22 protein-coding genes and 1 pseudogene are annotated in these 26,364 nt (G+C 66.3%); 12 read left to right on the top strand and 11 right to left on the bottom strand.

Annotated features, from left to right (window positions below):
- Window positions 1-97: 97 nt before the first annotated feature.
- A complete protein-coding gene (locus WN72_RS40850; protein WP_092215061.1) occupies window positions 98-1,519 on the top strand; it encodes an FAD-binding protein in 1,422 nt (473 codons plus the stop codon).
- A gap of 1 nt (window position 1,520) precedes the next feature.
- Here WN72_RS40850 and WN72_RS40845 read toward each other — a convergent pair whose 3' ends face one another.
- Window positions 1,521-2,075: a flavin reductase family protein gene (locus WN72_RS40845; RefSeq protein ID WP_027563796.1), complete on the bottom strand. Its 555-nt coding sequence runs from the start codon at window positions 2,073-2,075 to the stop codon at window positions 1,521-1,523.
- A gap of 57 nt (window positions 2,076-2,132) precedes the next feature.
- Window positions 2,133-3,230, bottom strand: coding sequence for an LLM class flavin-dependent oxidoreductase (locus WN72_RS40840; RefSeq protein ID WP_027563797.1), 1,098 nt, complete (start codon window positions 3,228-3,230; stop codon window positions 2,133-2,135).
- A gap of 210 nt (window positions 3,231-3,440) precedes the next feature.
- Between WN72_RS40840 and WN72_RS40835 the strand changes: the two genes are divergently transcribed.
- The 3 genes and pseudogenes from WN72_RS40835 to poxB all read left to right on the top strand — a co-directional run bounded on the left by WN72_RS40835 (window position 3,441) and on the right by poxB (window position 6,817).
- Window positions 3,441-4,355, top strand: a complete 915-nt coding sequence (locus tag WN72_RS40835) for a 2-dehydro-3-deoxygalactonokinase (protein WP_092215059.1) — start codon at window positions 3,441-3,443, stop codon at window positions 4,353-4,355.
- A 13-nt stretch (window positions 4,356-4,368) separates the two neighbouring features.
- A complete protein-coding gene (locus WN72_RS40830; RefSeq protein WP_092215057.1) occupies window positions 4,369-5,001 on the top strand; it encodes a 2-dehydro-3-deoxy-6-phosphogalactonate aldolase in 633 nt (210 codons plus the stop codon).
- An 80-nt stretch (window positions 5,002-5,081) separates the two neighbouring features.
- Window positions 5,082-6,817, top strand: a pseudogene (gene poxB / locus WN72_RS40825) (ubiquinone-dependent pyruvate dehydrogenase).
- Here poxB and WN72_RS40820 read toward each other — a convergent pair.
- Window positions 6,814-7,179 (bottom strand): hypothetical protein, encoded by a 366-nt coding sequence (locus WN72_RS40820; protein WP_027563801.1) that lies wholly within the window; start codon window positions 7,177-7,179, stop codon window positions 6,814-6,816. The pseudogene poxB and the gene WN72_RS40820 overlap by 4 nt on opposite strands.
- Window positions 7,180-7,247: 68 nt before the next feature.
- Window positions 7,248-8,156: a PaaI family thioesterase gene (locus WN72_RS40815; RefSeq protein ID WP_027563802.1), complete on the bottom strand. Its 909-nt coding sequence runs from the start codon at window positions 8,154-8,156 to the stop codon at window positions 7,248-7,250.
- 134 nt (window positions 8,157-8,290) lie between these two features.
- On the opposite strand from WN72_RS40815, the gene WN72_RS40810 reads away from it, so the two are divergent.
- A complete protein-coding gene (locus WN72_RS40810) occupies window positions 8,291-8,602 on the top strand; it encodes a hypothetical protein (RefSeq protein ID WP_027563803.1) in 312 nt (103 codons plus the stop codon).
- Window positions 8,603-8,772: 170 nt separating this feature from the next.
- Here WN72_RS40810 and WN72_RS40805 read toward each other — a convergent pair whose 3' ends face one another.
- Complete coding sequence (locus WN72_RS40805) at window positions 8,773-10,242, bottom strand: amidase (RefSeq protein ID WP_027563804.1); 1,470 nt, start codon at window positions 10,240-10,242, stop codon at window positions 8,773-8,775.
- Window positions 10,243-10,353: 111 nt separating this feature from the next.
- Window positions 10,354-11,454, bottom strand: coding sequence for a cyanuric acid amidohydrolase (gene atzD, locus WN72_RS40800; protein ID WP_092215053.1), 1,101 nt, complete (start codon window positions 11,452-11,454; stop codon window positions 10,354-10,356).
- A gap of 415 nt (window positions 11,455-11,869) precedes the next feature.
- Between atzD and WN72_RS40795 the strand changes: the two genes are divergently transcribed.
- From WN72_RS40795 to WN72_RS40780, 4 genes are all read left to right on the top strand, one after another.
- Window positions 11,870-14,200: a Tex family protein gene (locus WN72_RS40795; protein WP_167380751.1), complete on the top strand. Its 2,331-nt coding sequence runs from the start codon at window positions 11,870-11,872 to the stop codon at window positions 14,198-14,200.
- Between the two features lie 331 nt (window positions 14,201-14,531).
- Window positions 14,532-15,068: a hypothetical protein gene (locus WN72_RS40790; RefSeq protein ID WP_092215051.1), complete on the top strand. Its 537-nt coding sequence runs from the start codon at window positions 14,532-14,534 to the stop codon at window positions 15,066-15,068.
- A gap of 100 nt (window positions 15,069-15,168) precedes the next feature.
- Window positions 15,169-15,861 (top strand): response regulator transcription factor, encoded by a 693-nt coding sequence (locus tag WN72_RS40785; protein WP_092215049.1) that lies wholly within the window; start codon window positions 15,169-15,171, stop codon window positions 15,859-15,861.
- Window positions 15,848-16,915: a sensor histidine kinase gene (locus tag WN72_RS40780; protein WP_027563809.1), complete on the top strand. Its 1,068-nt coding sequence runs from the start codon at window positions 15,848-15,850 to the stop codon at window positions 16,913-16,915. Before WN72_RS40785 ends, WN72_RS40780 begins: the two co-directional genes overlap by 14 nt.
- Here the strand turns inward: WN72_RS40780 and WN72_RS40775 are convergent.
- Window positions 16,910-17,281: a response regulator transcription factor gene (locus WN72_RS40775; RefSeq protein ID WP_027563810.1), complete on the bottom strand. Its 372-nt coding sequence runs from the start codon at window positions 17,279-17,281 to the stop codon at window positions 16,910-16,912. The genes WN72_RS40780 and WN72_RS40775 overlap by 6 nt on opposite strands.
- Window positions 17,278-18,144, bottom strand: coding sequence for a S1C family serine protease (locus tag WN72_RS40770; RefSeq protein WP_027563811.1), 867 nt, complete (start codon window positions 18,142-18,144; stop codon window positions 17,278-17,280). The genes WN72_RS40775 and WN72_RS40770 overlap by 4 nt, the downstream gene beginning before the upstream one ends.
- A gap of 233 nt (window positions 18,145-18,377) precedes the next feature.
- Between WN72_RS40770 and WN72_RS40765 the strand changes: the two genes are divergently transcribed.
- From WN72_RS40765 to WN72_RS40755, 3 genes are all read left to right on the top strand, one after another.
- On the top strand, window positions 18,378-19,343 hold the full coding sequence (locus WN72_RS40765) for a VOC family protein (protein WP_092215047.1): 966 nt from the start codon (window positions 18,378-18,380) through the stop codon (window positions 19,341-19,343).
- 61 nt (window positions 19,344-19,404) lie between these two features.
- Window positions 19,405-20,280, top strand: a complete 876-nt coding sequence (locus WN72_RS40760) for a dihydrodipicolinate synthase family protein (protein WP_027563813.1) — start codon at window positions 19,405-19,407, stop codon at window positions 20,278-20,280.
- Window positions 20,281-20,488: 208 nt separating this feature from the next.
- Window positions 20,489-22,810: a xanthine dehydrogenase family protein molybdopterin-binding subunit gene (locus tag WN72_RS40755; RefSeq protein WP_092215045.1), complete on the top strand. Its 2,322-nt coding sequence runs from the start codon at window positions 20,489-20,491 to the stop codon at window positions 22,808-22,810.
- A gap of 202 nt (window positions 22,811-23,012) precedes the next feature.
- On the opposite strand, the gene WN72_RS40750 is transcribed toward WN72_RS40755, so the two are convergent.
- The 3 genes from WN72_RS40750 to WN72_RS40740 are packed head-to-tail and all read right to left on the bottom strand — an operon-like array spanning window position 23,013 to window position 26,220.
- A complete protein-coding gene (locus tag WN72_RS40750) occupies window positions 23,013-24,209 on the bottom strand; it encodes an acyl-CoA dehydrogenase family protein (protein WP_027563815.1) in 1,197 nt (398 codons plus the stop codon).
- Between the two features lie 15 nt (window positions 24,210-24,224).
- A complete protein-coding gene (locus WN72_RS40745) occupies window positions 24,225-25,364 on the bottom strand; it encodes an acyl-CoA dehydrogenase family protein (protein ID WP_092215044.1) in 1,140 nt (379 codons plus the stop codon).
- A gap of 4 nt (window positions 25,365-25,368) precedes the next feature.
- Entirely contained in the window at window positions 25,369-26,220 is an 852-nt protein-coding gene (locus tag WN72_RS40740; RefSeq protein ID WP_027563817.1) for an enoyl-CoA hydratase, read from the bottom strand.
- Window positions 26,221-26,364: the final 144 nt, after the last annotated feature.

Genomic DNA, 26,364 nt, shown 5'->3' with positions numbered 1-26,364 from the left:
ATGTCTATCCCGCGAGGCGCCGGTTGTCCTGACGTGCCGTCGATCGCAGCTTGAAGCGGGGCGCATATCCGCCCGGCGAGGCGCAAAGGACTGCTCCATGGCTCCCAATCGACGGACACTCTTGCACGCCGGCGTCAGCGTCACCGCGACGCTGGCTTCCGCCACCCTCGCCGGACAGTCTGGCGCACGCGACCCGCAGCCGCCGAAGTTCCTGCTCGCGGACGATTCGGAATCCTGCGCGGCGGCCGCGCAAGATTTCGGCCACATCGTTCAGAGGCGGCCGCGGGCCATCTGCAAACCCGCGACCAGCGGCGAGGTCGTCGACATTCTGCGCTGGGCGCGCGAGCAGGGCCTGAAGGTCGCGGCGCGCGGGCAGGGCCACGCGACCTACGGCAGGGCCATGGCCGAGGACGGCATCGTGATGGACCTTGGAGCGCTGGCCGCGATCCACCGGATCGAGCCCGATCGCGTCGTGGTCGATGCCGGCGCGACCTGGCACGATGTGCTGGATGCGACGCTGGCCAAGGGGCTCACACCTCCGGTGTTGACAAACTATCTCGGCCTGTCCGTCGGCGGCACGCTTGCCGTCGGTGGAATCGGCGGATCATCGTCCCGGCATGGTCTCCAGACCGATCAGGTTCTGGAGCTCGATGTCGTCACCGGCGAAGGCGTGGAGCTGACCTGCTCGCCGACTGCGCATGCCGAGCTGTTCGACGCCGTTCGGGCCGGGCTGTCGCAGTGCGCGATCATCACGCGGGCGACGCTTCGATTGATGCGTGCGCCCGAACGTGTCAGGCGTTATCTGCTGTCCTATCCCGATCTTGCCTCGCTGACCGCCGATCAGCGGCGCGCTCTGGACGAGCGACGTTTCGATCAGTTGCAGGGCGCTGTCGTGCCTGATAGCGCCGGCGGCTGGCGCTATCAACTCGAAGCAGGCGTCTTCTACGACAGCAACACGCCTCCCGACGACAAGGTTTTGCTCGCGGGCCTCGCCGACAAGCGCGAGACCGTCTCGGACCTTGGCTTCGGGGAGGACGCCAACGCATTCGCCAAGCTCGAGAAGCTGCTGCGGTCGAACGGCCAATGGTTCAATCCGCACCCCTGGCTGCTGACATACTTGCGCGGCAGCAACGCGCTGGAGGTCGCAAGCGAGGTCATTGCTGAACTGAACAGCGATGATCTCGGCCCGTTCGGACGGATCACTTACTATCCGATGTTCAAGGATGCATGCCGGACACCCTTGCTTCGATTGCCTGACGAGCGCGTCGTCGTCCCGTTCAATCTCATCCGCATCCCTGTAACGGCCTACAAGGCGAATGCGGACCGGCAGGTCGTCCGCAACCGCACACTGTACGATCGCATTCGCGAGGCAGGCGGCATTCTGTATCCAGTGAGCGCACTCGCCATGTCGTCGCAGGACTGGGCCGACCATTTCGGCGCGAGATGGCCGCTGCTGCGCGATGCTAGGCGTCGTCACGACCCGGACGGCATCCTCACGCCTGGCTATGATCTGTTCTAGATCAGGAGAAATCCGTCCAGCTGAGATGCCGCGCATCGAGGTCGCCGAGCGCGACCGTCTCGCGCATCTCCTGCGGCGTATGAAAATGGCCGCGCAGATACACCAGTGGCTTCGCGGCATCCGAATGGGACACGCCGCGCACCTCGCCGACGAAGATCGAATGCGTCCTGGTTTCGAATTCCTGCGCCAGCACGCAGTCGAAGGCTGCGACCGCGTCGGTCAATACCGGCGCGCCGGTTGCGCCGCGCGTCCACTGCCCGAACGCAAACCGGTCGTCGCCGTTGACGCCCTTCTGGCCGCTGAAGGTCAGCGCCAGCATCGCGTGATCCTCGTGCAGGAAGTTGATCGCGAAGGCGCCTTCCTCGCGGATGCGCGTATGCGCACTGGCATTGCGGTTGACGCACACGATCAGCGAGGGCGGATTGTCGGACAGTGAGCAGGCCGAGGTCACCGTCAAACCCGTGCGCTTGCCGTGCTCGGCGCCGACCGTGACCAGCGCCACGGCGCCGGCGCACTGGCGCATCGCCTGCTTGAAATCCTTCGCGTCGACGCTCACGCGGAAATCTCCCAAATGAAAGCGGGTGCGGCACGATCGCGCCGCACCCGTATCGGGTCAAGCTGCCTTCTTCGCGGAGCCGAGATGCGTCAGACGCGGCATCACCTCGTTCTTGAGCAGCGAGAGCGAATGGTGCCAGGCCTCGGCCTTGTGCTTGTAGTCGAAGCCGAACACCAAGAGCACGCCGAAGCCGCCGACCTCGTCGTAGATCTTCTCGATCTTCTCGGCCACGGTCGCGGGCGAGCCGACGATCCAGTTCCGCTTGGCGCAATATTCGACCGTGACGTCGCTGTCGGGCACGTCAGGCGCGTGCTTGAGGTAGTCCTTGAAGCCGAAATGGCCGAGCAGCGGCAGGAAGTATTCGTGCATCATCCGGCCCATCATGTCGCCGGTCGAGAGCTTCCAGGCCTCCTCGTCGGTATCGGCGACGAACACCTCGCGCACGAGGCGCCAGTCCTGTCGGTTCGGCTTGCGGCCGGTCTTGGCGGCGCCGATCTCGACCGAGTCCCAATGGCTGCCGACATAGGCCGGGTTGAGATTGAGGCTCATCGGGATGAAGCCGCGCTCACCTGCGAGCTTCAAGGTGTCCGAGTTCTTCGATAGCCCGGCAACGCCGATCGGCGGATGCGGCGCCTGCAGCGGCTTGATGTGGGGCTTGAGGAAGTCGAACATCGTGTCCGGCTTGGTCACCGTCCAGTATTTGCCCTTGTGGGTGAACGGCGCCGGCTCACTCCAGAGCTTCAAGATGATCTCCAGCGCCTCGCGGGTCATGTCGCGGTTCTGCCCGCTCATGCCGTCGACGTTGAACATCGCCCAGTCGCTCGGCAAGCCGCTCGCCGCGACGCCGAAATTGAGCCGGCCCTCGGACATATGGTCGAGCATCGCGACGCGGTTGGCGAGCTCGGCCGGGTGGTGATAGGGCAGCAGGAAGCCGCCCGGCCCGATGCGCAGGCGCTTGGTCTGCATCAACGCCTGCGCGATCAGGAGGTCCGGCGTGGGATTGGGTTCCCAGGGCGCGGTGTGGTGCTCGCCGACCCAGGCCTCCTGATAGCCGAGCTCGTCGAGCCAGCGCATGACTTGCAGGTCCCAGTCGTTCCCTTCCTTCAGACCGCACTCCGGCGGATGCGAAGGCATCGTGAAATAGCCGATCTCCATGGGTTTCCTCATCTGATGTTGACGCGTCTTGCTGCGCGGTTCACGGACGTGAGTGGAGAGGCTTCAGCAAGGCGTGTGCCAGCGCGGCTCGCCCTCGGACTTGCGAGAAAAGGCTGGTTTGCGGCCGCAATAGCCGATATCCCGAGGCAGATTTGCAGAGCGCCGTCTCATTGTCGCGAGACGCCGTCTTGCCTGTGAGACGAGGACACGATGACCGAACCCGCTTTTGTCGCGGTGGACTGGGGCACCAGCAGTTTTCGCCTGTGGCTGGTTGATCGCACCGGCCAGGTTCTGGCCGAGCGCCGCAGCGGCGAGGGCATGCTGACGGCGGCGAAGGCTGGCTTCTCCTCCGTGCTGCAGTCGCATCTCCGCACAGTCGAGGCGCCCGATCCTCTGCCCGTTCTCGTCTGCGGCATGGCCGGCGCAAAAACCGGCTGGGTCGAGGCCGGCTATGTCGACACGCCGGCGCCGCTCGCCGCCGTCCTGAAGCAGGCGGCGCGCGTGCCGGGTGAGGCGCGCGACATCCGCATCCTGCCGGGCATCGCACAGCGCGACGCCAGCGCGCCGGACGTGATGCGCGGCGAGGAGACGCAGCTGCTCGGCGCGCTTGGCCTCGATGCCGCCGGCCAGGCGCTGGTCTGCATGCCCGGCACCCATTCGAAATGGGTGCGGGTGAAGGACGGTACGGTCGCTCACTTTTCCACCTTCATGACCGGCGAGCTCTTCAGCGTCGTTTCGCGCGAGACGATTTTGTCACTTGCGGTTGCCAATGCCGATGACGCCGAGGATGTCGAGAGCTTCAAGGCGGCCGTGAAAGCCGCGTATGAGGCGCCGGCCTTCGCCGCCAACCTCCTGTTCACCGCGCGCTCGCGTCAGCTGCTGTTCGGCGGCACGCCGGCTGAGGCGCGCGAGACGCTGTCGGGCACGTTGATCGGCGCCGAGCTCGCGGCAGGGCTCTCCGGAGCGTTGCCAAAAGCGGGCATTACGCTGATTGCCTCGGGGCGGCTCGCGACGTTGTATCGCCACGCTTTCGATGCGCTGGCGGTCGCCGTGCAGCCGGTCGATGCCGACGAAGCGGTCCGCCGCGGTCTGTCGATGGCCGCTGCGGCGATCTGGACGAAATAGAGGGATTTTTGAGATGAGCGTTCCTTTTCCATCGATGAAGCGTCCGCTGGTCGCGATCCTGCGCGGCGTCAAGCGGGAGGAGACCGAGGCCATCGTCGGCGTGCTGATCGAGGCCGGCATGACCGCGATCGAGATTCCCTTGAACTCGCCCGATCCGTTCCGTTCGATCGCAACCGCCGCCAAGCTCGCGCCGGCTGGCGTGCTGATCGGCGCCGGGACGGTGCTGACCGCCGCAGATGTCGACCGCCTCAACGATGCCGGCGGCAAGCTGATGGTCTCGCCCAATGTCGATACTGACGTGCTTGCGCGCGCGCATCAGCACGGCATGGTGACCCTGCCCGGCGTGTTCTCGCCGACGGAAGCGCTGCTCGCGGCGCGCTCCGGCGCATCGGGCCTGAAATTCTTTCCGGCCAGCGTGCTCGGCGCATCCGGGATCGCCGCGATCCGCGCCGTGTTGCCCGCGGGCGTCATGATCGCCGCGGTTGGCGGCGTCTCCGATCAGAATTTTGCCGAATACATCAAGGGTGGCGTGACGGCGTTCGGGCTGGGCTCGAGCCTCTACAAGCCCGGCATGTCGGCGGCCGATGTGGCGACGCGGGCGAAGGCGACGATTGTGGCCTATGATCGGGCGATTGCGAAAGACTGAGCGCGCAATAAACAAGCCGTGATGCCGTCACGGTCGCGCGTTATCCTATCTTGCTCTACCGGCGAGATCAGGAGACCGACATGGCGATCAACAACGTGGCCGATCTGTTCGTGGGAACGCTCGAGCAGGCCGGCGTCAAACGCATCTATGGCATCGTCGGCGACAGCCTGAACGCCTTGACCGAGGCGCTGCGCCGCCGCGGCACCATCGAGTGGATCCATGTCCGGCACGAGGAGGTTGCAGCCTTCGCCGCTGCGGCGAAGCCGAGATGACGGGAAGCCTCGCGGTCTGCGCGGGTTCCTGCGGCCCGGGCAATCTGCATCTGATCAACGGCCTATTCGATGCCCATCGCAGCCGCGTTCCCGTGCTGGCGATCGCGGCGCAGATCCCGACCGCCGAGATCGGCGGCGGCTATTTCCAGGAGACACATCCGCAAAACCTCTTTCGCGAATGCAGTCACTACTGCGAGCTGGTCTCTGATTCGAGCCAGCTTCCTTATGTGCTGGAGAACGCGATTCGCGCGGCGGTCGGCCTGCGCGGCGTCGCCGTCGTCGCGATGCCCGGCGATGTCGCCTTCCGCTCGCCGCCGAAGCGAGCACTGTCGACGACACGTGGCCTCGCGTTATCCGCACCGAAGATCGTGCCGCAGGCGGATGAGCTGAAGGCGCTCGCCGATCTCCTCAACCGCGCCGAGCGCATCACGCTGTTCTGCGGCCGCGGCTGCGCCGGCGCGCACGCACCGCTGATGCAACTGGCCGAAACGCTGAAGAGCCCGATCGTGCATGCGCTCGGCGGCAAGGAGCATGTCGAATACGACAACCCTTACGATGTCGGCATGACCGGATTCATCGGCTTCTCCTCGGGCTATGCCGCCATGCACGCCTGCGACGCGCTGGTGATGCTCGGCACCGACTTTCCCTACAAGCAGTTCTTCCCTGTTGATGCGAAGGTCGCGCAGATCGACATCCGCCCGGAAAATCTGGGACGGCGGTGCAGGATCGATCTCGGCCTCGTCGGCGACGTCAAGCTGACCATCGAGGCGCTGCTGCCGCTGCTCAAGTCCAAGACGCAGCGCAGGCATCTCGACGATGCCATCGCGCACTACAAGAAGGCGCGTGAGGGTCTCGACTCGCTCGCCAAGGGCACGCCCGGCAGCAAACCGATCCATCCGCAGTATCTGGCCAAGGTCATCAGCGACCACGCGTCCGACGATGCCGTGTTCACCGCCGATGTCGGCACGCCCACGGTGTGGGCCGCGCGCTATCTCGACATGAACGGCCGCCGCCGGCTGATCGGCTCGTTCGTGCACGGCTCGATGGCCAATGCCATGCCGCAGGCGATCGGCGCGCAGGCCGCGCAGCCCGGCCGCCAGGTCATCTCGCTTTCCGGCGACGGCGGCTTCACCATGCTGATGGGCGACCTCATCACGCTGACGCAGATGAAGCTGCCGGTGAAGGTCGTCGTCTTCAACAACGGCGTGCTCGGCTTCGTCGCGCTGGAGATGAAGGCGGCCGGCTTTGTCGACACCAATGTCGATCTGGAAAATCCTGATTTCGCCGCGATGGCGCGCGCGATGGGCATCTTTGCCAAGCGCGTCGAGGATCCCGGCGAGCTGCCGGGCGCGATGAAGGAGATGCTGGCCCACAACGGGCCGGCGCTGCTCGACGTCGTCACCGCCAAGCAGGAGCTGTCGATGCCGCCGACCATCACAGCCGAGCAGGTCAAGGGCTTCAGCCTGTGGGTGCTGCGCGCGGTGATGAACGGCCGCGGCGACGAGGTGCTCGACCTCGCGAAGACGAACCTCTTGCCGCGCTAACCGCGCTTCACTGACGGCACCGGCAGCCGCTCGTGGCGGCGCTGGAAGCGCTGCCAGTGCAGCACGATGCCGATCAGCAAGGCCGGCAGGAAGCCGAGCGCGATCAGGAAATGCGGCAGCTGCGTCGGCGAGATGAACGCCATGGCGACGTCGGAGATCAGCCAGAGCGCCGCGAACATCACCGCAAAATCGGTGCGTGGGCAGCGCAGATAATAGAACACGGCGGTAATGACGATGGCGGGCCCGATCGCAATCCCGATCATCACCGCCGTCAGCTCTTTCGGCGTCAACGCGTCGAGCACCATCGCCGCCAGCAGCCAGAGCGCGGCGAACATGGCGATGATGTCGAGCGGATGCCGCAACCCAATACCTCTCGCAGGGAACGCGCTATCGTTGTGGCCCGGCCCCCTGCCGTCAAGGGAAAATACGCCTATTCCTCGTCACTTCCGGGCGTCGGGCGCAGCATGAAATGGCCGAAAGCGGTCGCGATCGGCTTGTCCCCATCGTCCTGCCAGGCCCGCGCCTCGAAGGCGACGATGCGGCGGCCTTGTTTCACGATCGAGACATTGGCAATGCTGTCGAGCGCGCGGCCGGAACGCAGATAGTTGACGGTGAGCCCGATCGGCTTGGGCAGCGCGGCGATGCCGAGCTCGCGCGTCACGCCGACGATCGCGGTGGTCTCGAGAAAAGCGCCGGTCATCCCGCCATGGATCGCGGGCAGGATCGGGTTGCCGATGATTTTCGGAGAGAACGGCATGGTCAGCGTGCCGTCGTCATTGATGCGGATGCCGAGGCAGCGTGCGAACGGGCTGCTCGCGAACGGGCCGTCCGGATCATCCGGCGCCTCCAGCGTCGGGATGTTGCGCGCATCCATCCTGCGGTCGGCGAGCATGTTGGTGCGGTTGGCGCCGATCATGAAGCAGGCGGTCGCGGTCGCGACCGGATCGTCCTCGGACTCCTGGTAGGCGGTGGAGCGCACGAAGGCGATCGAGCGCGTGGTGCGGTAGCAGACCGAATGCGCCTTGATGTCGAGGCCCGGCGTTGCCGGCTTCTGGTAGTCGATGCGCAAGTCCAGGGTTGCGATCGCACGGGTGCCGTCGAGCGCGAGTTGCACGGCCATGCCGCAGCTCTCGTCCAGCATCGCGGTGACCACGCCGCCATGCAGCACGCCGGTCTCGGTGTCGCCGACGAAGACCGGCCGGTAGGGCAGGCTGGACCAGGCCTCGCCCGGCGCAAAGCGGTCGAGCTGAAGCCCGCTGATATGGCCGTAATCGGAACGGCGGCCCTTGATCGCCTCGGCGAGTTCCTCGAAGGGGAGCGTGGTCGGTGGAGTGGACATGGCGATGTTCTAGACCAGTGCCGGGCGCGGTGCAAAACCCGAACAGGTCGCCGGAGGCAGTTGGGCCTCGACAGGGCGGACGGAAGCAACGATGGTGGGCGCTTCGTTTGTTCGACCAGCCGCAAGGAGCGCCCATGACCGACCCCGAAACGCCCGCTCAGGGGCCCGTCACCATTTCGAGCTCGAGCTCGGAGCGCGCGCCGATCATCTATTTCGACGGCGCCTCCTGCTTCGGCCATCACAACGGCGCGATCCAGATCGAGCTCGCCGCGAACCTCTTGATGCCGGTCGGCGCCGCGGTCAGGGTCGACGTGGTCCAGACCGCGCACCTGCGTTGCAGCGTCGCCGCAGCGCTTGCCTTGCGTGAAGCGCTCGACAAGGCGCTGGCGATGTTCAAGCAGGGTCAGCAGCAGCCCACGGAGGACATTCCGGCGGTGAAGAACTGAAGGCAGCCGTGTGGGCCCGCACGGTTCGAGACGCGCCGCCAGGCGGCGCTCCTCACCATGAGGGTCTGAGATATCGCCGCGAAATCAGACCGCATCCTGAGGGCCCGCCATCGACGGGCGTCTCGAAGGATGGCCGCAAGCGCGGGGCTTACGAAACGAACGGGCCTGCCTCAGCCGACATGCACCTTCGGCTTCCTGCCGCCGTTCCACTTGCCGTCGAGCGCACGCTCGATCTGGGCGGCGAGTTGTAGCAAGAGGCCGTCATTGGCCTGCTTGGCGATCGCCTGGATGCCGAGCGGCAGGCCGTGGTCTTGCGCCGCCATCGGCATCGAGATCGCGGGCATGCCGCAGAGATTGGCGAGCGGCGTGAAGGCGAAGAAGCGCCAGAGATTGCCGAACCAGTCGAGCACATCGGGATTGTCGGAGATGGTGAGATATTCCTTCGTGCCGACCTTCGGCGTCGGCAGCGCGGTGATCGGCGTCAGGATCACGTCCCACTGCTCGAAGAACGCGCCGAAGCCGCGCGAGGTGGTGTTGAACACGCCCTGCATCTTCGCCCGCTCGGCGAAGCTGGTGTGACGGCCGGCTTCCCAGATGCGGATGTTCATGGGCTCGATCAGATCTTCCGGCGGCTTTTCAAGCCCGCGCGCGGCGAGCATGTTGGAGATCACCACGGCAAAATTGCTGATGTAGCAGGTGGTCTGTGCCGCGAAGGCGGCGCGGAAGTCGAGCTCGGGCAGCGCGTAGTCGACGTGATGGCCGAGGCCTTCGAGGAAACGGCCGGTCTTTTCCAGCTCGGCGGCGATCTCCGGGGTCGCGGTGTAATCGCCCCAGGTGTGGGACAGCGCGATACGGAGCTTGCCCGGATCGCGCTTGATCATCTCCGAATAGGGTTGCGCCGTGGTCCAGAACGGCATGAACTCGCCGGGCGCAGGTCCCCGCGCATGATCGACGAAAGCGGCGGTGTCGCGCACCGAGCGCGACTGGCAGCCCTGGATCGAGACAAGGCCGGTGAGGTCGGACATGTGCGGGGCGAGCGAGAACACACCGCGCGAGACTTTCAGGCCGATATTGCCGTTGACGCCGGCGGGAATGCGGATCGAGCCGCCGCCGTCGGTCGCATGCGCGATCGGCACCACGCCGGCCGCGACCATCGCCGCACTGCCCGCCGACGAGCCGCAGGTGGTGTAATCGGTATTCCAGGGATTGCGTGTGACATAGACGGCGGGATTGTCGGCCGAGCTGCATACGCCGAATTCCGGCGTCGTGGTGCGCCCGATCAGGTTCAATCCCGCCTGGCGAAACTTGCCGGTGAGGAACGTGTCGGCGGCGGCGCGATTGCCGCGCATCAACACCGAGCCCATCTCCTGGAGCCGGCCCTTCATGGTCGGTCCCAGATCCTTCATCAGGAACGGCAGGCCGGCGAACGGGCCGGACAGATTGGCGCCGTCCCTGGCGGGATCGGCGATCACGTCCTCGAACAGCTCGACCACGCCCGACAGCGCCGGATTGACCTTGGCAACGCCAGCGACCGCTTGCCGCGCCAGTTCCTTGGCCGTCAGCTCGCCATTGCGGACGCGCGCCGCCAGCGCGACGCCATCGTGCTGCGCCCATTCATTCCAGCTCATAGGCAAAGTCATGAAGTCAGATCCCCTAAGATGCGGGCGCCACCTTTTTCGCAAGGGCCCGCGTGAATCAACCGAGCCGGCGCGAAGGGCAGGGTTGCGCCGGGCGGAGAGGTCGGCGCGTCATTAAGACAGGCGTGCGATGACCGCAACCGGGCCGCCGCCCGCAGGCCCCTGGTGCTCGGCGCCGCCGGAAACATAGACCGCGCCGGTGCCGGCAAGGCCGGCGATCAGGCCGCCGACCGCGGCGCGGGCGTGACGTGTCGAGCTGATGTCGGTGTCTTCCAGCATGGTGTGGCGGTCGCCGCGCACGCTGCCATCGGGCGAGGCCTCGGCCTTGGCGAAGACATTGACGAGCTCGCGGCCCGGCTGCGGCGTCGTGCCAAGCCCGACACTCGTCAGCGCCGACATCACCGCCGCAGCATCGATGGCGTCGTCCATCACGGCATGCCCGATCTCGAACGTGCTCGCCGATGACGCGGAGTTGCCGAGCACGATGACGACGTTATGCATCAGCTCGATGCCTGACGAGGTCGAGGCGACGTTCGAGAACAGATCGTCGCGTCGCAGCACGTCCTCATCGCGAATATCGGAAGCGATCTCGCCGAGCGCCACCGCAACTCCGAGCGCGGAGGCGCCGCGCGAATAGGCCATCGAGCTGTAGGAGCTCGTCGTCGCCGTCTTGTTGCCGCGCGCTTTTGCCGCCTCGACCCGTTCGCTGGTGAGCAGCGGGCATTTGATCTGGACGAAATGAACGTCAGTGGGATCGGTGATGCCGGCATCCTCCATGGCGGCTTTCACGGCCGTGGCCGTCTCCGTGATCTGCGCGGAGCGGCCAAGCTCCTCGGGCAGGAAATCCCGCGTGTGCGCCATGCCGATGCTGAGCCGCTTGCCCGACATGCCGGCCGGCCGCTCGGCCTCGCGGCGTGTGAACACCGTGATATGCGGGCTGAGCACGCCCTCGGTGCCTCCGGACATCACGAAGGCGATGCGCTGCTCGACTGCCTCTGACGACAGCCCGAGCTTTGGCGCCAATGCCGTGCACAGCGCGGCGACGGCATATTCCCGGGTAAAATCGTTGACGCCACCATTGCCCTCGGTCTTGCCGAGAATGGCGAGGATCGACGTCGGATCGATCGCGCCGGAGCCGATCATGGCCATCAGGCCGGAGACGTCGCCCGGGCCCCTGGTGGCGATCTTGAAGACGCCGACCGCTGTTGTCCGCATGATAGTCCTCGTGTGGAGTTCGGTGGTCCGGCAGATCAAACAGGCGCGGAACACGGGGCTGATGTCAAGCCGCACGCGTTCATCTCTCACCGTCACCCTGAGGTGCGAGCGAAGCGAGCCTCGAAGGGCGACGGCCCGGCTGCATCCAGGCCGCTCATCCTTCGAGGCTCCGCATGGGACGCTATGCGTCCCATGCCTCGCACCTCAGGATGACGGGGTGGCTATCTCGGTCTGCCGCGACGCAAGAGAGAAGCCGCCGACATCCCCACGATTGTGGCGAGATCGCATCGGTCTGGCAAAAAATCCCTTGTCGACGGTTTGTCGCAGTACCTTGATGAATCAACCCCGGTTGGTCCATAAGCGGCGTCCCGCGGCCGGGTTCGGTTCGCGTCGCGTGCTTGGAGGGAATTCTCGCGTGGCCAATATCAACCAGAAAATTGCGCAGGAGCTTGGGGTTCGGGCCGAGCAGGTCGAGGCGGCGGTGACGCTACTCGACGGCGGCGCCACGGTTCCCTTCATCGCCCGCTACCGCAAGGAAGCGACCGGCGCGCTCGACGACGCGCAATTGCGCACGCTGGAGGAGCGCCTGGTCTACCTGCGCGAGCTCGAGGATCGCCGCAAGGCCATTCTGGAGTCGGTGCGCGAGCAGGGCAAGCTCGATGCCGCGCTCGAAGCGTCGATCATGGCCGCCGACAGCAAGGCCCGCCTCGAAGACATCTATCTCCCATTCAAGCCGAAGCGCCGCACCAAGGCGGAAGTCGCCAAGGAGGCTGGCCTCGAGCCGCTCGCCAATCAGCTCATGGCCGAGCCCGGCAACGATCCGAAGGTGGTGGCCGAAGGCTTCATCAACGCCGAGAAGGGCGTTGCCGATGCCGCCGCTGCGCTCGACGGCGCGCGCGCCATCCTCGTCGAACGCTTCGACGAGGACGCTGACCTGATCGGCGCCTTGCGCGAAGACGTGTGGACCAATGCCCGCATGGCGTCCAAGGTGCGCGACGGCAAGAAGACCGAGGGCGAGAAGTTCGCCGACTATTTCGATTTCTCCGAGCCGCTGACCAAGCTGCCGTCGCACCGCATCCTCGCGATGTTCCGCGGCGAGAAGGAAGAGATCCTCGACCTCCAGATCCGGTCCGAGGAAGCGCCGCCCGCTGGCGTTCCGGGCTCCTATGAATTGAAGATCATGAAGCGGTTCGGCATCGCCGACCTCAAGCGCGCCGGCGACCGCTGGCTGATCGACACCGTGCGCTGGGCCTGGCGCACCAAGATCCAGGTGCATCTCAACATCGATCTGCGCATGCGGCTGTGGAACGCGGCCGAGACCGAGGCCGTCCGCGTGTTCGCCTCCAACCTGCGCGACCTGTTGCTGGCGGCGCCCGCCGGCACCCGCGTCACCATGGGTCTCGATCCCGGCTACCGCACCGGCGTCAAGGTCGCCGTGATCGATGCGACCGGCAAGGTGGTCGATACCACCGCGATCTATCCGCACGAGCCGCAGCGGCAGTGGAACGAGTCGCTCGCAACGCTCGGCCGGCTCGCGATGAAGCATCGCGTCGAGCTGATCGCGATCGGCAACGGCACCGCCTCGCGCGAGACCGACAAGCTCGCGACCGAGCTGGTCAAGGGCCTTGCCGAGCTGAAGATGTCCAAGATCGTGGTGTCGGAAGCCGGCGCGTCGGTCTATTCGGCCTCGGCCTTCGCCTCGGAAGAACTGCCCGGCCTCGACGTCACCCTGCGCGGTGCGGTCTCGATCGCCCGCCGCCTGCAGGATCCGCTCGCCGAGCTCGTCAAGATCGAGCCCAAGGCGATCGGCGTCGGCCAATATCAGCATGACCTCGGCCAGGCCAAGCTCGCCAAATCGCTCGATGCCGTGGTCGAAGACTGCGTGAACGCGGTCGGCGTCGACGTCAACACGGCTTCGGCGCCGCTGCTCGCCCGCGTATCGGGTGTTGGCTCCGGCCTTGCCCAGAGCATCGTGGCGCATCGCGACGCCAACGGACCGTTCAAGTCGCGCAAGGCGCTCAAGGACGTGCCGCGGCTCGGGCCGAAGGCGTTCGAGCAGTGCGCCGGCTTCCTGCGCATCCTCGGCGGCGAGGACCCGCTCGATGCCTCTGGCGTGCATCCGGAAGCCTATCCGGTGGTGCGCCGCATCCTCGCGGCCACCAAGAGCGACATCAAGGCGCTGATCGGTTCTAGCGAGATCGTGCGCACGCTGAAGCCGAAGGATTTCGTCGACGAGACCTTTGGTCTGCCGACCGTCACCGACATTCTGCGCGAGCTTGAGAAACCCGGCCGCGACCCGCGTCCGGCGTTCAAGGCCGCGGTGTTCAAGGAAGGCGTCGAGGAGATCAAGCATCTCCAGAAGGGCATGATCCTCGAGGGCACCGTGACCAACGTCGCCGCCTTCGGCGCCTTCGTCGACATCGGCGTGCACCAGGACGGCCTCGTGCACATCTCGGCGATGTCCAGGAACTACATCAAGGATCCGCGCGAGGTCGTGAAGCCCGGCGACATCGTCAAGGTGAAGGTGCTGGACTTCGAGGTCGCCCGCAAGCGCATCTCGCTCACTCTGCGCCTCGACGACGAGGTCGGCACCAAGAAGGACGCGCCGGGCATGCAGCGCGACAACTCGCGCAACACGAGCCGCATGACCTCGTCGGCGCCGCGCAAGCAGGAATCCTCCGGCGGCGGCGCCCTCGCCGAAGCCTTGCGCAGGGCTGCTGAAAAGAACAACGGCAAGCGGGCGTGACTCTTGACCTCTCCCCGCTTTGCGGGGAGAGGTCGGAATTCGCGCGCAGCGCGGATTCCGGGTGAGGGGCAGGCAGACTGTCGGCCGGGTCAATGGTCCATCCGACTCCTACGCGCCGCGCCCTCAACTTAAATCGAATTCGCGGCAGCAGCCCCTCACCCCACCCTCTCCCCGTAAGGACGGGGAGCGGGAGCGATAGAGCTGGGCTCCCCCTCCCTAACACCCGCGTCAGAATCTGGCGCGTTTGTAAGTTGAAGCTGCCCGTCCCTTCCTCTCATCTGATCATCCTCGTGCGGCGCGGTGACCGCCGCAGTGCAAGGAGGATGCTTCGATGAACAACAGGCTTCTCAAAGGCCTCACCGCGGCGACGCTCGCAGCGATGATGGCGGTTGCTTCACCAGTGCTCGCGCGTGGCGGCGGTGGTGGTGGTGGCGGACACGGCGGGGGCGGCTTTGGTGGCGGTGGCCATGGCGGCTTTGGCGGCGGCGGGCATTTCGGCGGCGGTGGAATGCATGCGGGTGGCTTCGGCGGCGGCATGCATGGCGGAGGTTTCGGCGGCATGCGTGTCGGCGGGATGGGCGGCGCCAGCTTTGCCCGTGTCGGCGGGCCAGGCTTTGCTCGACCTGCCTTCGGCGGACCACGCTTCGCGCATGCGGCGATCGGACCGCGCTTTGCCGGCGCCGGCTGGCACGGCAGGACCTTCATCGGCCGCCACGCCTTCTTCCGGAATCATCACTTCCGTCGTTTCGCTTTCATCGGCGGGCCCTTCTACGCCGACTATTACAATTATTACGACGACGGCTGCTGGCGCAGGAGCTTGACGCCCTACGGCTGGCAATGGGTCAATGTGTGCGGAGACTATTGGTAGTCGCATCGCCGTACCGCACCATTGTCGCGATCGCCACCGGGCGGTTCCGCTCAGCCCCGGAACGGGATAGTCTGGTGGCGATCGTCGCGCGGAGTTTCGCATGACCGGAGGTCACCGCCGCATCCTGGTCGTCGAGGACGATCCGGAAACCGCAGGCCAGCTCGTCGAGGAATTGACCACCTCGGGCTATGACGTCGATCTCGCCGCGACCGGGCGCGAGGCGCTCAGCCACGGCGCGGCGCGCGACTATGCCGTGATCACGATCGACCGCATGCTGCCCGATATCGACGGCATCACCGTGATGCGCCAGTTGCGCGACGACGGCATCGCCGCGCCGTTCCTGATCATCTCGGCGCTCGGCGAGGTCGACGACCGTGTCCGGGGCTTGCGTGCTGGCGGCGACGATTATCTCGTCAAGCCGTTCTCCTTCGTCGAGCTTCTCGCCCGCCTTGAAGCATTGGGCCGTCGCAGCGAGACCATCGCCAAGGAAACCATCTTGCGCGTCGGCGATCTCGCCGTCGACCTGATCGCGCGCAATGCCAGCCGCCGCGGCCGCAAGATTCCGCTGCTGCCGCGCGAATTCCAGCTGCTCGAATATCTCGTCCGCAACGAGGGCCGCGTCGTCTCGCGCGCGATGCTGCTCCAGCACGTCTGGGACCTGCATTTCGATCCCTCCACCAACATCATCGACGTCTATGTCGGCCGCGTTCGCCGGAAGGTCGACGATGCCCAGGCCTATCCGCTGATCCACACCATCCGCGGCATCGGGTATTGCCTCCGTGCTCCTGGCTAAGACGCTCCGCTCCTCGACCTTTCGCCTGGCGCTGATCGCGATCGCGGTGTTCGGGCTGATCGTCGCGGCGATCATGGCCTATGTCTATTTCGGCACGCTTGCCTATGTGCGTAGCCGGGTCGGCGATGCCGGCGATCACGGTGATTTCACCGCGATGATCGGGCTCGCGATGTTCGCGGTCGCCATGCTGCTGGCCATGCTGGCTGGCCTTGCGGCAGTCCTGGTGACGCGGCGCACGGTCGGCCGGATCGAGGAGATCAATGCCACCAGCCGCGCCATCATGCTCTCCGGTCTCGACCGGCGCATTCCCTTGCGTGGCAGCCACGACGAATGGGATCGCGTCGCGGAAAACCTCAACCTGATGCTCGACCGCATCGAGACGCTGATGGGCGAGGTCAAGCAGGTTAGCGACAACGTCGCCCATGATCTGCGGACGCCGCTGACGCGCATGCGCGGCCGGCTGGAAAAGGCCTACCACACCCCGCGCGACAGCGAGGCCGATGCCGCGTTGATCGGCGACACCATCGCCGATCTCGATGCCGTGCTCGGCATGTTCGCCTCCATCACCCGGATCTCGGAGATCGAGACCCGCGCCCGCAAGGGCGCCTTCCGCAGGCTCAATCTCGTCGAGGTTGCCGGCGAGGTGGTCGAACTCTACGACGCCGCCGCCGAAGAGGTCGCGACCCGTCTCAGCATCAGCGGCGACCGCGAGGTCTCCGTGACAGGCGACCGCGACCTGCTGTTCGACGCCATCGCCAATCTCGTCGACAATGCGATCAAGCACGGCCGCGCAGGCGGGCAGGTCACCGTGACCTGCCGCAGCGCCGGTGGCGGGGCGGACATCGCGATCGCGGATGATGGTCCCGGCATTGCCGCTGCGCAGCGCGATCACGTCTTCAAGCGCTTCACCCGGCTCGAGCAGAGCCGCTACACGCCGGGCAACGGGCTGGGCCTCAGCCTGGTCGCTGCGGTCGCGCGCCTCCACGGCGCCGAGATAACCCTGCACGACAATGCGCCGGGCCTCACGGTCCGGCTCAGCTTCCCGACGTCATAGCTCGATCACGCCGCGGCGTGCCGCATGTGCGACTGCATCGGTGCGGCCGGTGGCATCGAGCTTGTCCAGCAGCGAGCCGACATGGAATTTCACCGTGTGCACCGAGATGTTGAGCTGGCGCGCGATCATCTTGTTGGAGGCGCCTTCCGCCATCAGCGCCAGCACGTCGAGCTCGCGCTGCGTCAGCGCGATATCCTCGGGCATGCGGCGTGGATCGCGCGCGATGACCGTCACCGCAGCCTGCTCACCTGGCCCGGCAAGACGAAGCCCCGCGACGCTGCCGAGCAGCGTTGCGAGGCGATTGGCAAGGACGGGATCGTCGATCTCGAGGGACAGAACGATCTCCGGCGTCGTGTCCGCGCTCACGTCTCCGGCCTCTCGCCGATCGTGACCTTGAAGCTGGCCGGCTCGCCGCCGCGGCGCACCGCGACGTCGACCACCGTGCCGACGCTCGCAGGCCCCAATGTCCGGGACAGCGCGCGGACGCCTGACAGCTTCTGGTCGTTGACCGCGACGATCACGTCGCCCTGGCGGATGCCGGCCGCGGCGGCCGGCCCGGCCTTGTCGACATTCATCACCATCGCGCCGACGCCATCGTCGAGCCGCACCGGCTGGAGCCCGAGGCCGAGATAGCCGCGGGCGATGCGGCCGCGCGTCTCGAGCTGCGCCGCGACGCGCTCGATCGTCGCTGTGGGAATGACGAGCACGCGCCGCGGCCCGAGCACGGCCATGCCGAAGGCCTCGCCCGATGCATCGAGCGCGAGCCCGCCCTCATGGCTATCGCGCAAGCGCACGTCGAGCTCGATCCGCGCATCGATGTCGCCGCCGCGCAGGGAGCGCCAGCCTTTGCCCGAGGCCGATACCATTCCGAGCGCCGCGCTCGGGGCGTCGCGATCGGTGGCGACGACGACCGAGAGCGAGCCGAGGGCGGGCACCGTTGCGGCCAGTTTCACCGGCGCGATATTGGTGTCAGCGCGCAGCAACGCGATATCGGTGGTGTGGTCACGGCCCGCGATCGTGGCGACGGCGGTGCTGCCGTCGGACAGGCCGATCTGGACCTCGCCCTCGTCGGCCAGGGCCTCGTCGGCGGTGACGATCAGGCCGGGCTTCCAGACGAATCCGGTCGAGCGCGAGCGATGCGAATGCACGGAGACGATGGACGGCGCGGTGCGCGCCACGACGTCCGCAAGCGCGGACGAGAGTGAAGACAGAGGAGTTGGGTCGGTCATGCAAGGCTCCTGCAAGGAATCAAGGCTCCTGTAAGCTGTCCTCAATCTGGGATGTCGCCGGCATTTGCGAAACTGGCCGGGTGGCCAGGACTTCGCGTCAGGACTTCGCGTCAGGACCTGGCTTCCGTAGGACCACGGCCGACGAATATGTGATTGGGAGGCGCTCACGGGAACGTGTAGCAATCGCCAAATTGCACCGCCCGGCCTCAAGCCATTTCCGCGAGCCCTGACTGATGACCATCGATCTCACCCGCCGCACCCTGCTTCAACTCGCCGGCGCCAGTTCGCTCGCGATGGCCGCCGCGGCGGCTGCGCGTGCCGAAGGCACGCCGCAAGGCGGCGGACCGACCTATGCCAGCCGCACGCCGATGCGGGTCGGCATGGTGACGCTGCGGGTGAAGAACCTCGACACGGTCGCCGACTACTATCGCGACGTGATCGGGCTCACCGTGATGGAGCGCTCCGCGACGGGTGCAAAGCTCGGCACGGCCGGCATCACGCTGCTGGTGCTGGAGGCCCGTCCCGAGGCCGCGATTGAATCGCGCAGCGCCGCCGGCCTCTATCATACCGCCTTCCTGATGCCGACGCGCAAGGACCTCGCGCGCTGGCTGGTACACGCGGCCTCACACCGCGTGAAGCTGTCAGGCTTCGCCGATCATCTCGTCAGCGAGTCCGTCTATCTCGACGACCCCGAAGGCAACGGCATCGAGGTCTATGCCGACCGCGATCCCTCGCAATGGCAGTGGAGCGAGGGCAGCGTGAAGATGGCGACCGACGAGCTCAACATCCCCGACCTGTTGTCGCTCACCAACACGCGCGTGCCTGATTATGCCAAGGCGCCGGACGGACTGCGCATCGGCCACATGCATCTGCGGGTCGGCGATCTCGCGCAGGCGCAGAGTTTCTACCACGGCACGATCGGCCTCGACCCGACCCGCAGCCGCAACGGAGCTGCGTTCCTGTCGTCAGGCCGCTATCACCATCACCTCGGGATGAACGTCTGGCAGAGCCAGGGCGCCGGCCAGCGCGACGACACCGCTACGGGCCTCGCCTGGTTCTCGCTGGTGATGGCGAAGCAGGAGCTGCTCGCCGCGCAGGAGGAGCGCCTGCGCAAGGGCGGTGCGAAGGTCACCGCGCTTGCTGACGGCGTGGAGGCGATCGATCCCTGGGGCACGCGGGTGCGGCTGATCAAGGTTTGATCGCCGGGACGGGCGTTGGTAAGACCGGTCAGGCGTAGCCAGCTTTCCGGGGCCATCTGACATGACCGACTTCCACGGCGTCTTCCCCTATCTCGTCTCGCCCGTCGATGCCGATGGCGCGGTGCGCATGCAGGTGCTGACAAAGCTCTGCGACGATCTGATCAGCGCCGGCGTGCACGGGCTGACGCCGCTGGGGTCCACCGGCGAGTTCGCCTATCTCAATTCCGCGCAGCGAATGGCGGTCGTGCAGACCACGATCGAGGCCGCCAAGGGCCGCGTGCCGGTCTTGGCCGGCGTCGCCTCCACCTCGACGGCGGATGCGGTAGCGCAGGCGAAGGCGTACCAGAAGTGTGGTGCGAACGGCATCCTGGCGATCCTGGAGGCGTACTTCCCGCTTGCCGATGCCCAGGTCGAATCCTATTTCCGCGCCATTGCGGACGCCGTGGACGTTCCCGTCGTCATCTACACCAATCCGCAATTCCAGCGTTCCGATCTGACGCTCGACGTCATCGCGCGCCTCGCCGAGCATCCGCGCATCGGCTACATCAAGGACGCCTCGACCAACACCGGCCGGCTGCTCTCCATCATGAACCGCTGCGGCGATGGCTTGCGCGTGTTCTCGGCCTCCGCCCATATCCCGGCTGCGGTGATGCTGATCGGCGGGCTCGGCTGGATGGCGGGCCCGGCCTGCATCATCCCGCGCCAGAGCGTTGCGCTCTACGACCTCTGCAGGGCCGGCCGTTGGGACGAGGCCATGGCGCTCCAGCGCAGGCTGTGGCGCATCAACGAAGCCTTCGCCCGCTTCAACCTCGCCGCCTGCATCAAGGCCGGCCTCGCGATCCAGGGCTACGATGTCGGCGATCCCGTCCCGCCGCAGGCCCCGCTGACCGCCGAGGCGCGCAAGGTCGTGGAAGCGGCGTTGAGGGAGCTGAGTTAGCCGTCATTCCGGGGCGCCCGCAGGGCGAGCCCGGAATCTCGAGATTCCGGGTTCGATGCTGCGCATCGCCCCGGAATGACGGTCTCTAAGACAAGCCCGGGCATGACGAATCCATGGTCCCGCCGCCCAAAAGCGCGGCTGGCATGCCTCCGGTCGATCCGCTAAAAGGCTGCCCGCAGTTTCGAAAAGACCCTGAGGACCCCACGGAATGAACATTCTTCCCGGCAATTTGCGTTTCGGAGCGGGGCAGCCCGTCAAGCGTTTGGAAGACCAGCGGCTGCTCACCGGGAAGGGGCAATTCATCGACGACAAGCCGGAAGATGGCGCGCTGTGGTTGCATGTGCTGCGCTCGCCGCATGCGCATGCGAAGATCGTCTCGATCGACACCAGCGCGGCGGCGGCGATGCCCGGCGTCACCGCGGTCTACACCGGTGCGGACCTCGTCAAGGACGACGTCGGCGCCATCCCGACCTTGAGCATCTTCAAGCGCCCCGACGGCAAGCCGATGACGGTGCCGCCGCGCCGCCTGCTGGCCCATGAGATCGTGCGCTATGCCGGTGAGGCCGTGGCGGCAGTGGTGGCTTCCTCTCGTGCCGAGGCGCAGAGTGCGGCCGAAGCGATCGTGGTCGATTACGACGTGCAGCCCGCGGTGGTCGATCCGGTCGAGGCGGTGAAGCCCGGCGCGCCCGTGGTGTGGCCAGATGCGCCCGACAACATCGTCGGCGCGATGGCTTACGGCGATGCCGCGAAGGTGGACGAAGCCTTCGCCAGGGCCGCGCACACCGTCGAGCTCGACCTCGTCAGCCAGCGCCTCGTGCCCTCCGCGATGGAGCCGCGCTCGACCATTGCCGAGATCGACAAGAAGTCCGGCCGTCTGCTCCTGCACGTGCAGTCGCAGACCCCGGCCTCGACCCGCGACGTGCTGGCGGAAGCCGTGCTCAAGCGTCCCAAGGACAGCGTGCGCGTGCTGGTCGGCGACATCGGCGGCGGCTTTGGCCAGAAGACCAACCTCTATCCCGAGGACGGCATCGTCGCCTATGCCGCGACCAAGCTGAGCAAGAAGATCCGCTGGCGCGGCGACCGCACCGACGAGTTCGTCGGCGGCACCCATGGCCGCGATCTCACCTCGACGGCGTCCTTTGCGCTCGACGAGAAGGGCAAGGTGCTGGCTTATCGCGTCAAGTCGATCGGCTGCACAGGCGCCTATTCCTCGGGCGCGGCCAACATCATCCCGCTGGTGCTCGGGCCGTTCGTGCAGACCGGTGTTTACGACCTGCCGCTGGTGCATTTCGAGGTGCAGTCTGTGATGACCCATACCGCACCAGTCGGCGCCTATCGCGGCGCGGGCCGGCCCGAGGCGGTGTTCATCGTCGAGCGTCTCTTCGACGCTGCTGCCCGCAAGATCGGCATGGATCCGCGTGCGATCCGCAACGCCAACTACATCAAGCCGGCGCAGCTGCCCTACACCAACGCGGCCGGCCAGGTTTACGATTCCGGCGCCTTCGCGCACATGCTCGACCGCGCAGTGAAGCTCGCCGACTGGGACGGCTTCGCCGCGCGCAAGAAGGCCGCGAAGAAGAAGGGCCTGCTCTACGGCCGCGGGCTCACCTCCTACATCGAATGGACCGGTGGCCGCGCCCACACCGAGAAGGTCAGCCTGCACGCGACCTCGCAAGGACGCGTCGTGCTGCATTCCGGCACTATGGCGATGGGGCAGGGGCTGCAGACCACCTATACCCAGATGATCTCCGACACGCTCGGCATCGCCATGGACAAGATCGACGTCGTTCAGGGCGACACGGATCTGGCCATGGGTTTTGGCAGCGTCGGCTCGCGCTCGCTGTTCGTCGGCGGCACCGCGGTCGTGGTTTCCTCCAGCGATCTGATCCAGAAGGCGCGCGAGAAGGCTGCGAACGTGCTGGAGACGTCGGTCGAGGACATCGAATATCAGGGCGGCATGCTCACCGTGGTCGGCACCGACCGCCGCATCAGCCTGTTCGACCTCGCCGAGAAGGAGAGCGGCGCGAAGCTCAGCGTCGATTCCGAGGGCGAGGTCGACGGTCCGAGCTGGCCGAACGGCACGCATATCTGCGAGGTCGAGATCGACCCCGAGACCGGCGTCTCCAAGGTCGTGCGCTATACCACGGTCGACGACGTCGGCGTCGCCGTGAACCCGATGCTGGTCACCGGCCAGATCCATGGCGGCGTCGCGCAAGGCATCGGCCAGGCGCTGTATGAAGGCGTCTCCTACGACGCCGACGGCCAACTCCTCACCGCGAGCTACCAGGACTATTGCATCCCGCGCGCCGACGACGTGCCGCCGATCGTGGTGACGCTGGACGATTCCGCACCCTGCCGCACCAATCCGCTCGGCGCCAAGGGCTGCGGCGAATCCGGCGCCATCGGCGGCCCTCCTTGCGTCACCAACGGTGTGATGGATGCGCTCGCCGAGCTCGGCATCACCCAGCTGAACACGCCGCTGACGCCGCAGAAGATCTGGCAGGCGATCAGGGACGCGAGGGCTGTCTAGGTAAAGATTTCGCCGTCGCCGCAAACATAACTGTCGTCCCGGGGCGCGCGTAGCGCGAACCCGGGACCCATAACCACAGGGTCGAGTTTGGCGAAGACTCGTAGTGACCAGCTCGCGCCATAACCTCTCCCTGTGGTTATGGGTCCCGGATCTGCGCTTCGCTTGTCCGGGACGACAGCGGGGTGTGCAGCGCCAGCTCGCCTCAAATCCCCAGCATCATCTTCGCAATGATATCGCGCTGAATCTCCGACGTGCCTCCGAAGATCGTGTACGCTCTCCCGTTGAGATATTCCGGCACTACCGTCAGCATGTCCTCGGGCGTCGCGGGCTCGTGATTGAGCTTGTACAGCGGACGCATCGGCTCGACGGCGAGGGCGTCGTGGCCGATCACGTCTACGCCGAGGCGCGTCACGGCCTGGCGGATCTCGCTGTTGCGCAGCTTCAGGATCGACGACACCGCGCCGGGATTTTGCCCGGTCTGCAGCGCCGAGAGCACACGCAGCTCGGTCATCTCCAGCGCGTCGATGTCGACCTCGACCTCCGAGATGCGCGTTGCGATATCGGGACTGTCGATCGCGCGCCCGGTCAGATCAGACTCGGCGAGCTCCGCGATCGCCTTCAGCCCCTCTCGGAGCTTCGCTGACGCAATGCCCGAGCCGCGCTCGAACTCGAGCAGGTACTTGCCGTAGGTCCAGCCCTTGCCTTCTTCGCCGACGCGGTTGGCGACGGGCACGCGGACGTCGTCGAAGAACACCTGGTTGACCTCGTGGTCGCCGCCGATGGTGAGAATGGGGCGCGTCGTGATGCCCGGTGTCTTCATGTCGATCAGGATGAAGCTGATGCCGTCCTGCTGCCGCGGCCCGTCGCTGGTGCGTACCAGCGCGAACATGCGATTGGCGTGATGCGCATGCGTGGTCCAGATCTTGGTGCCGTTGATGATGTAGTCGTCACCGTCGCGCACGGCGCGCGTCTTCAGCGACGACAGGTCGGAGCCGGAGCCGGGCTCGGAATAACCCTGGCACCAGTAATCCTCGCCCGAGAGAATGCGCGGCAGATAAAAGTTCTTCTGCTCGGGCGAGCCGAAGCCGATGATGACGGGCCCGACCATCTTCACGCCCATCACGTTGACATTCGGCACGCCTGCGCGCGCGGACTCGGTTTCAAAGATCCAGCGCTGCGCCGGCGTCCAGTCGGGGCCGCCATATTCGACCGGCCAGCCCGGCGCGCCCCAGCCCTGCCGGTGCAGCGCCCGTTGCCAGGCCATGCCGATCGGCGGATCGGAGAACACCGACGGTGTCAGCGCGGTCGCGCGTTTCATCTCGTCGGTCAGGTTTTTGGCGATGAAGCCGCGCACCTCGCTTTGAAAGGCGCGCTCCTCGGCATTGAACGTGAGGTCCATGATGCGCTCCTTGGGTCAGGCGGTGCGGCCAAGCTGGGCGTGGCGGGCATAGTGATGCGCGCTGCCGCCGAACAGTGTGTCGAAGGCGACCAGCCGCTTGAAATAGGCTCCGACCTCGAGCTCCTCGGTGACACCCATGCCGCCGTGAAGCTGGATCGACTGCTCGCCGACGAAGCGTGCGCATTTGCCGATTTTCGCTTTCGCGCCTGACGCCGCCCGAGCACGCTCGACCGGCGCAGCATCCACCTTCAACGCAGCCCGCAGCGCCATCGAGCGCGCCTCGTCCACCTGCATCGCCATGTCGGCGAGGCGGTGGCGGATCACCTGGTTGGCGGAGAGCGGCCGGCCGAACTGCTTTCGGATCTTGGTGTAGTCGAGCGTGGTGTCGAGCAGCGTCTGCATGATGCCGACGGCCTCCGCACCTAACGCAGCCATGGCGCGGTCGACGGCCCATTCGATCACCGGCAATACGTCGCTATCGTCACCGAGGAGAGCGTCCTGCGGCAGCTCCACGCCTGACAGCTCGATGTTGCAGGCCCGTCCGCCGCCGAGACGTTGATAGTCACTCATGGCAACGCTCGGCGTTTTCGCCTGGACCAGGAACAGGCCGATGCGTCCCGACGGTCCCCGATGATCATGGATATGCGCGGAGACGATGATCTCGTCGGCAGCGTGGCCGTCGAGCACCGCGATCTTGCTGCCGGAAAGGCGCCAGCCCTCGGCTGTCTTGTGAGCGGTGGTCGCGACCTTGGCGAGATCGAACCGCGCTGCGCGCTCGGAATGCGCAAAGGCGAGCTTGAGCGATCCGTCGGCGACCTTCGGCAGCCGCTCCTGCTTCTGCGCGGTGGTGCCGCACGTCTCGATCAGCGCCGCTCCGAGCACGACCGTCGCGATATACGGCTCGGACACCAGCCCACGGCCAAACGCCTCCATCAGAATCCCGATCTCGACCGCGCCGCCGCCGAGCCCGCCAAACTCCTCAGGGACCGGCAGCGCCAGCCAGCCGAGCTCGGCGAACTGTTTCCAGACATCAGGGCTGTATCCGAGCGGATCGTTCGCCATCTTGCGGCGATGATCGGCATCGTAGCTTTCGGCGACAAAGCGCTCCGCGCTCTCGCGCAGCAGCCGTTGCTCGTCGCTGAGATTGAGGTCCATGTCGCTACTCCGCGGCCGGCGGCTTGCGCACGGAGGGATGCAGTCCGGATGGATCGACGATCATGCCGAACTCCTGGAGATTGTGGGCGTGGCAGAGCTGATGCAGCGCGAAGGCCTGGTCGATCGCGGCGGGCTGGCCCATCACGTCGACCGAGCGGTTCACGGCCTCCTTGGTCAACTTGAGCGCAAAGGCCGGCTTTGCTGCGATCCGGCGCGCCAGCTCCAGCACGCGCGACGACAGCTCGGCGCGCGGGACGACCTGATTGACCATGCCGAGTTGATGCGCCTCTTGCGCACTCCAGCTGTCGGCGGTGAACAGAAACTCCTTGGCCTTGCGCGAGCCGAGTTCCCAAGGATGCACGAACCATTCGACGCCGCAGACGCCCATGGTGACGACGGGGTCGCAGAACTGCGCGTCGTCGCTGGCGACGATGAGGTCGCAAGCCCAGGCCAGCATCAGGCCGCCCGCGATGCACTTGCCGTGCACCTCGGCAATGGTCGGTTTCGCCAGATTGCGCCAGCGCCGCGTGATCTGGAGATAAATTTCCTGCTCGCGCGCGAAGCGGCCATGTGCGTTCGGTTCGGCAAAGCCGCCCCAATTTCCTACCGGCGGAAAATCGATGCCTGCGGCATTCTTAGCCCCGGGGCGGAGGTCATGGCCTGAGGAGAAGTGCGGCCCGTTGCCGGCGAGGATGATGACCTTGACCGCATCGTCCTGCACCGCTTCGTCGAAGGCGGCGTTGAGGTCGTAGGTCATTTGCAGATTCTGCGCATTGCGCGCCTCGGGCCGGTTCATCACGATCCGGGTGATCGCCGGCTCCGGCCGCTCAACGAGGATGGTCTCGAACGAGGACATCGCGTTCCCCCTGGCGTTTCCATTTGGTCTTATTGTTTCGTCGAGTTGACTATGTCGGCCAGGGATAGGCAAGAGGCTTGCGTAAATCGGCTGCTTTTCGCGCGCGATCTGGTAGTTTGCACCAGATTCCACCGGGAGAAATTC

It is taken from the genome of Bradyrhizobium arachidis (assembly GCF_015291705.1).
GTDB lineage: Bacteria > Pseudomonadota > Alphaproteobacteria > Rhizobiales > Xanthobacteraceae > Bradyrhizobium > Bradyrhizobium arachidis.
Note: the sequence above shows the minus strand (reverse complement) of the source record. Positions and strands in the feature narration are given on the sequence as shown.

Coding starts and splice junctions, on each gene's coding strand:
- WN72_RS40850 (WP_092215061.1), top strand. CDS start 98: ATGGCTCCCAATCGACGGACACTCTTGCACGCCGGCGTCAGCGTCACC.
- WN72_RS40840 (WP_027563797.1), bottom strand. CDS start 3,230: ATGGAGATCGGCTATTTCACGATGCCTTCGCATCCGCCGGAGTGCGGT.
- WN72_RS40835 (WP_092215059.1), top strand. CDS start 3,441: ATGACCGAACCCGCTTTTGTCGCGGTGGACTGGGGCACCAGCAGTTTT.
- WN72_RS40830 (WP_092215057.1), top strand. CDS start 4,369: ATGAGCGTTCCTTTTCCATCGATGAAGCGTCCGCTGGTCGCGATCCTG.
- WN72_RS40815 (WP_027563802.1), bottom strand. CDS start 8,156: ATGTCCACTCCACCGACCACGCTCCCCTTCGAGGAACTCGCCGAGGCG.
- WN72_RS40810 (WP_027563803.1), top strand. CDS start 8,291: ATGACCGACCCCGAAACGCCCGCTCAGGGGCCCGTCACCATTTCGAGC.
- WN72_RS40805 (WP_027563804.1), bottom strand. CDS start 10,242: ATGACTTTGCCTATGAGCTGGAATGAATGGGCGCAGCACGATGGCGTC.
- atzD (WP_092215053.1), bottom strand. CDS start 11,454: ATGCGGACAACAGCGGTCGGCGTCTTCAAGATCGCCACCAGGGGCCCG.
- WN72_RS40790 (WP_092215051.1), top strand. CDS start 14,532: ATGAACAACAGGCTTCTCAAAGGCCTCACCGCGGCGACGCTCGCAGCG.
- WN72_RS40785 (WP_092215049.1), top strand. CDS start 15,169: ATGACCGGAGGTCACCGCCGCATCCTGGTCGTCGAGGACGATCCGGAA.
- WN72_RS40770 (WP_027563811.1), bottom strand. CDS start 18,144: ATGACCGACCCAACTCCTCTGTCTTCACTCTCGTCCGCGCTTGCGGAC.
- WN72_RS40765 (WP_092215047.1), top strand. CDS start 18,378: ATGACCATCGATCTCACCCGCCGCACCCTGCTTCAACTCGCCGGCGCC.
- WN72_RS40760 (WP_027563813.1), top strand. CDS start 19,405: ATGACCGACTTCCACGGCGTCTTCCCCTATCTCGTCTCGCCCGTCGAT.
- WN72_RS40755 (WP_092215045.1), top strand. CDS start 20,489: ATGAACATTCTTCCCGGCAATTTGCGTTTCGGAGCGGGGCAGCCCGTC.
- WN72_RS40750 (WP_027563815.1), bottom strand. CDS start 24,209: ATGGACCTCACGTTCAATGCCGAGGAGCGCGCCTTTCAAAGCGAGGTG.
- WN72_RS40745 (WP_092215044.1), bottom strand. CDS start 25,364: ATGGACCTCAATCTCAGCGACGAGCAACGGCTGCTGCGCGAGAGCGCG.
- WN72_RS40740 (WP_027563817.1), bottom strand. CDS start 26,220: ATGTCCTCGTTCGAGACCATCCTCGTTGAGCGGCCGGAGCCGGCGATC.